General features: G+C 52.8%; 6 protein-coding genes. 3 read left to right on the top strand and 3 right to left on the bottom strand.

Annotated elements, in window-relative coordinates:
* The first annotated feature begins 2 nt into the window (after positions 1–2).
* Positions 3–605, top strand: coding sequence for a CPBP family glutamic-type intramembrane protease (locus H6F43_RS18120; protein ID WP_190344118.1), 603 nt, complete (start codon positions 3–5; stop codon positions 603–605).
* Between the two features lie 131 nt (positions 606–736).
* Here the strand turns inward: H6F43_RS18120 and H6F43_RS18125 are convergent, their stop codons facing one another.
* The 3 genes from H6F43_RS18125 to H6F43_RS18135 form a co-directional block, all read right to left on the bottom strand.
* Positions 737–1,825, bottom strand: coding sequence for a tetratricopeptide repeat protein (locus H6F43_RS18125; RefSeq protein WP_190344112.1), 1,089 nt, complete (start codon positions 1,823–1,825; stop codon positions 737–739).
* A 270-nt stretch (positions 1,826–2,095) separates the two neighbouring features.
* Positions 2,096–3,358 carry a pitrilysin family protein gene (locus H6F43_RS18130; protein ID WP_190344119.1) on the bottom strand — a complete coding sequence of 421 codons (1,263 nt, stop codon included), beginning with the start codon at positions 3,356–3,358 and terminating at the stop codon, positions 2,096–2,098.
* Positions 3,359–3,478: 120 nt separating this feature from the next.
* Positions 3,479–4,771, bottom strand: coding sequence for a pitrilysin family protein (locus H6F43_RS18135; protein WP_190344113.1), 1,293 nt, complete (start codon positions 4,769–4,771; stop codon positions 3,479–3,481).
* 296 nt (positions 4,772–5,067) lie between these two features.
* Between H6F43_RS18135 and H6F43_RS18140 the strand changes: the two genes are divergently transcribed.
* On the top strand, positions 5,068–5,208 hold the full coding sequence (locus H6F43_RS18140; RefSeq protein ID WP_190344114.1) for a hypothetical protein: 141 nt from the start codon (positions 5,068–5,070) through the stop codon (positions 5,206–5,208).
* Positions 5,205–6,172, top strand: a 968-nt coding sequence (locus H6F43_RS18145) for a glycosyltransferase family 2 protein (protein ID WP_190344115.1), incomplete at its 3' end; no start/stop codon positions are given. The genes H6F43_RS18140 and H6F43_RS18145, both read left to right, overlap by 4 nt.

Genomic DNA, 6,172 nt, shown 5'->3' on the forward strand with positions numbered 1-6,172 from the left:
TTGTGGCAGAACAATTTCCCGAAACTCCAGACGTTGAACCGCTATCGCGGACCCAAATCTTAATTGCGATGGGCGTGACCGCCGTGATGCTGCTGTTGGTCGCCAAGGTGTGGCTGCGGTTTGACTCAGCCGTGACGCTACTGCCACTGAAGTGGAGTGCAGTCGCAATTCTTGAGGGGCTAGGCTTGGGCGTGTTGATCACGCTCGCCAGTTCGATCGTGTACCGCGTCTGGGGGACGTATCGTCGCAGTGCAGATTACTATCTACAACTCGTGCTCAAGCCGCTCATCTGGCTAGACGTAATCTGGCTAGGACTGCTGCCAGGGCTAAGCGAAGAACTGCTGTTTCGTGGGGTAATGCTTCCTGCATTTGGCTTAGACACGATCGGCGTTGCCTTATCGAGTCTCTGCTTTGGAGTCCTACATCTAAGCACGCCAAAGCAGTGGTCTTATGTGATCTGGGCAACCATTGTCGGAGCGGGTCTCGGTGTCAGTGCGCTAATCACTGGAAACTTGCTTGTGCCGATCGTCGCGCACATCTTTACCAATCTAATTTCTAGCTGCTTGTGGAAGTGGGACGATTACCGGAAGCAGCAGCCGACATAAGGACCAGCTGCTAGCTCCTCTTAGCCGTTTGATAGGTTGCCGTGTTTACAGCGTGATGAGGGTCAGTAACCCTCCAATCTTCCTCGTAAGAGGGACTGGAGTAAGCTGTGTCGGACTTGCCGGGCTTGGCGTTAGAATGGCAGCGCTTGTCGCTGACGAGAGCACTCAGCTACCTTCGCAAAATCGCCCAAAGCATAGTAGGCAAACTTAAGGCTGCCCAAAACTTGCTCCTCTAAGCGATAGTCCTGCATCTTGCGGGCGATCGCCAGCCGCTGTTCGTAGTAGTTGATTGCTCTGGCATAGTCGCCCATAGCATCGTACGCAACGCCCATACTGCCAAGCGCTTGCTCTTCTCCGCGTCGATCTTGAGTTTCCCGTGCCACCGTCAGTCGTTGTCGGCTGTACTCGATCGTGCGTTCGTAGTGACCCGCCGCATAACACGCATTCGCCAGATTCCGCAAAATCTGTTCCTCGGCACGGCGATCGCTGGTTTCTCGCGCTAGTGCCAGTCGCTGTTGGTAGTAAGCGATGGCGTTGCCATAGTCTCCCAACGCGTAGCAGGCATTCCCAAGATTTTTCAGGATTTGCTCTTCGACTTGGTCGTCTTGGATCTCGCGAGCGATCTCAAGGCTTTGTTTTTCGTACTGGATCGTCGCCGCATAATCGCCTAGCGCTTTGTATGCCAGCCCCAAATTGTTCAACGCTGCCATTTCGCCCCGACGGTCTTCAATCTCCTGCGCGATCGCCAAACTCTGCCGCTGATACTTGATCGCATGACCGTGCTCGTTTAGATGGCGATAAGCGTTCCCAAGGGTACTCGTCAGCTTAATTAGGTTGCGACGGTCTTGATGCTTCTGAGCAAGGGCAATACTTTGCTGCGAACACTTGATCGCTTTGGCGTAATTCTTGAGGCTGTAGTAGGTGAGTCCCAAGTTGCCAAGCGCCTTTCCTTCACCGAGTTCGTGTTGCACACTCTGGTACAGCGCATACGCCTGTTGAAACGATCGTAAGGCAACGTCAAACTGACCCAACTGATGCTGTTCGCATCCTTGGTAAAACACGCGATCCGCCATTGCTCGCGCTGACTCAAAGGTAGTTGCCCTATCAAACCTGGAGTCGCCCAAATTGGCACAAAACGGAACTACCGTTTCGCGTGACGCCTTAGATTCTGCATTAAATTCGCCCCCGCTGTCGTTCAGGTGCTCAGACCACTCTTGCATTGTTTGTGGCTCCTGTGTCTATCAGCTCTTCTACACATCATTGAGCAGTCATTGAATGTCCTCAAGCCTAACGTTTAGCAAGCGAGAGGAACTCGGTAATTCTTCCAGCTTTTAGGAAATCGAGAACGATCGTGTGGTCTCTAACCAAGCTGGAAAAATCCTGAAGCTGCGATGTAGGTTCATGCAAGCTTCAAACCACGATTAGCGGTTTTGCCCGTTGCTAGTTGTTCGGCTATTTGGTATGAAACGCCCGATTGTGTGGTGCAAAAATCAACCAGACACAGACGGCAGATCGATCGCCTCCGCAGGACCTACCAGAGAAACGTAAGGTTCTGAGAAATATTGGAGAGCCGCTGCCTGAGCACGCTCAGCCGTAACCAATGCGATCTGCTCTTGAAAAGCGACATCAAATTCAATGCCTAACCCCAGCGTTTCATACCATCCAAAGGTCTGAGCGATTTGGGCGTTGGTTTGTTTGCCCAGCGCATACTGACCTAGCAGTTTATTTTTAGCGGCTTGCAGCAGTTCTGGAGTGAGGGGTGTGACCCGTAGTCGATCGATTTCAGCCCGCAGCCCATCTACCGCGATCGCGGTATTTTCGGGAGCCGTACCCATGTAAACCACAAACTGAGCCACATCCAACCGAGTCGGATAAAACGCAGAAACTTCGTAAGCGAGTCCGCGCTTTTCTCGCAGTTCGACAAACAAGCGACTGGATAGTCCGTTGCCGAGGTAGCTATTGAGCAGTTTTAGGGTGATGTAGTCGGGGGCAGTGGTGTGGGAAAGAGCGGTCGTGGAAGAGCCTAAACTGTTGACCGCAGGCGCAAGGTAGCCAAGCATCACGATCGACTGCTGAGTGTCTTGGGGTAAGGCGGTTCGGACAGGAGCGAGGGGTATCGCAGGGAGACTAAGCGATGGACGCGCGGTCGCAGGAGCTTGCCAATCATCGAAGACTTCTCGAATCAGGGCGATCGCAGCATCAGGCGGCAAACAGCCAGATAGACTGAGTACTACATTGTCTGGGCGAAAGTGCGTGTGATGATAGTGCAGAAGATCGGCTTGGGTTAGCTTAGCCACCGTTGCCTCGGTGCCTAAGCCCGACAGCGCATAAGGGTGATCCCGATACATAATCTGCCGCAGTTGGTCAAATGCAAGCGTGAACGGTTGCTCTTGCTGAGAGCGAATTGCCTGCATGGTTAAGCGCCGCTCTAGCTCAAGCTCGTGGGTGGGAAACGTCGGCGATCGCAGCAGTTGACTCGACAGCTTCAAGATTTCAGCAAAATCTGCCGAAACGGTTTTGAGGCTGAGCAAGAAGTAATCTGTTGTCGAGTCGGTGCCAAGGCTAGCTCCCACCGATTCCACTTGTTCGGCGATTTCCAGAGACGATCGCTGCTCCGTTCCTTTGGTCAGCACTGCCGCCACTAAATGAGACAGTCCTGCTGTCTGTGGGGTTTCCCAACGACTTCCCGCTCGGATGAAGATTCGGGCTGCCACGATGTCAGCGGCAGAATTCTCATTGACGAGCACAACCATGCCGTTGTCCAAAACGGTTCGATGGATGCGTTGAACCTGCTGAGAATGCGTCAAGCTTTGGTTTACCAAGGGTATCCTCTGTAGATAGCTAACAGCCAGCGTCAATTTGCTACTGGCTCTTTACACAAGCGGTCGAACCACCGTCACTGCGTAGTGATAGGGAGAGAGATAGTGGCTGGCAAGGTGTTGCAAGTCGTCAGGTTGCAGCGCTTGGATGCGTTGGGGGTAGGTGGTAGCAATATCGGGTTGAGCAATGGTGTTGTAGTAGCCGTAAAGCCCAGCTAGCTGGCTGGGTGTCTCCGTAGAGAAGGCATAGTCGTTGCAGAGCAAGCGCTTGCAGCGAGTTAATTCTGCCTCAGAAACGGGAACCGCAGCAAGCTCAGAGAGTCGATCGCAGATAATTGCTTCGACCCGCTCCAGATTTTCGGCGTCTAGCCACGCGCTGATTGTGAACAGTCCCGACTCTCGCTGAAGCGAAAACCCACTGCTGACTGCCTGAACCAAGCTGCGGTCTTCGCGCAGTTCGTGCACCAAGCGCGACATTCGACCTTCTGCCAGCAGCACAGACAGCACATCCAACCCGTAAGCCGCCTGTAGCTGCTCATCAAGACTGCGGATGGGGGAGTCTACCCCCGGTCCCATCCAGCCCATCATCAACCGTGCTTGTTCTAAACGCGGCAGATACAATTCTTCACGACGGATATCGGTAATAGGTGGCTCTGCCTCAGGTGACATCTGCGGGCAAGGGGTCCGAGACGGAAACGTGCTGAAGCTGCGATCGATGAGATCGATCGCGTGGCTTTCTGAAAGATCCCCCACCAGCACAACCGTCATATTTTCTGGCTGGTAGTGAGCGCGATGAAAGCAGCGTAGATCGGTGGACGATCGCGCCATCAGTGTGTCTTCAACACCTAAAATGGGTCGTCCATAGGGATGTTGCGGATACACCAGCCCGTTAAGCGCTTGAAAGGCGATCCAATCCGGGTTGTCGTAAGCCTGCCGGATTTCTTCGAGTACCACGTCGCGCTCTCGATCGAACTCGGCGTCTGGAATGGCAGCATTCAGCAGCAGTTCTGCCAGGTAGGGCAGGGTGTCTTCTAAATGCTGAGAGGCTGTCGTAAGAAAGTAGTGAGCGTAGTCGTAACTGGTCGCGGCGTTGGTGACGCCACCGCAGTACTCGATCGCCGCGTCGAACTCACCCGGTGCGAGTCGATCGGTGCCTTTGAAAATCAGATGCTCCAAAAAGTGAGCCGTCCCAGCCCAATCATCGATCTCGGCGATTGCACCTGCCTTCACCCATACATCCACAGTTGCTACTGGAAGCGCAGGCGTGCGCTGATGAATCAGGGTTAACCCACTGTTCAACTTGATTGTGGTAGCTGAGAACCCAGACGAACTAAGAACTAGAGACAAATTTCTTAAACCTAAGCCAAAATTTCAGTGAAACTAAGGTTGCTTCTACTGAAATTATAGATAAGTTAATCACAACTTAAAGTACAAATTAATATTCAGGCACAAAATCTGGCAGCAGGTTGTATCTGAGCAACTACGTGCCAACTGTGCCTAGTCCGTCGCTTGTGATGCGCGAATTGAACTGCAACGACGACTCACTCCAACGACCTTCATACAAAATTCATATCTAACGAAATAAAGTCGGTGATCTAGCAAGAATCATGAGAAGAGTCTGTAAAGAAGTGACGTAGCGTCCTGTGGGTTTGTACAGTGATGTCACAGCAAGTTCCGTAATTGCCTCGATCGCGATCGCCGAAGCTGCTTTATACTCCCCTGTACCCAGCGTCTGCTTGCTTCGAGAAGCCCGCTTATTCACGATGCCGCTGCTCTACCCATGACGAAAGTAATTATTCAAATCCCCTGCTACAACGAGGAAGCAACGCTGGGCGTCACGCTTTCTGAGCTTCCTCGGAACTTGCCTGGTGTGGACACTGTAGAGTGGCTGATCATCAACGATGGCAGCCTGGATAAAACGGTGGATGTAGCACGAGCCTGCGGTGTGGATCACATCATCAGCTTTGAACAAAATCAAGGGTTGGCAAAAGCGTTTATGGCAGGACTGGAAGCCTGTCTGAAAGCGGGGGCTGACATCATCGTCAACACCGATGCAGACAACCAGTACTGCGCGGCGGATATTCCTGCGCTGATCGAGCCAATTCTGAGCGGCGAGGCCGCGATCGTAGTTGGAGAGCGCCCGATCAGCAAGATTAAGCACTTCTCTCCCATTAAAAAAGCGTTGCAGCGGTTGGGAAGCTGGGTCGTCCGGATTGCTAGCAGCACGGACATTCCCGACGCGCCCAGTGGCTTCCGCGCCATTAGTCGTAATGCTGCCTTGCAGATGAACGTGTTCAGTGAGTACACCTACACGCTAGAAACGATTATTCAGGCGGGGCAAAAAGGCATGGCGATTACGTCAGTGCCCATCCGTACCAATGGGTATTTGCGTCCCTCGCGGCTGGTAAAAAGCATTCCCGCCTACATTAAGCGATCGATCTTAACGATCTTTCGCATTTTCATGACCTACCAGCCGCTCAAGTTTTTCTTGCTCTTGGGCAGCCTTCCGTTTACGCTCGGCACCCTTCTGGGGGTCCGCTGGCTCGTGCTGTTTTTGTTTGTAGATGGCATGACGCGGGCAAGAGTGCCCAGCTTGCTGCTGGCAGCAATTTTGATTCTGATTGGCTTCCAGCTATGGATGTTTGGTTTAGTTGCTGATTTAATGGCAGTCAACCGAAAGATGTTGGAAGACATTCAGCTACGAATGCGGCGTGCAGAAGCGGACTCAAAGGCAAATCAGAAGGTGTC

The sequence above is a fragment of the Leptolyngbya sp. FACHB-36 genome, assembly GCF_014695955.1.
Classification (GTDB): Bacteria; Cyanobacteriota; Cyanobacteriia; order Leptolyngbyales; family Leptolyngbyaceae; genus FACHB-36.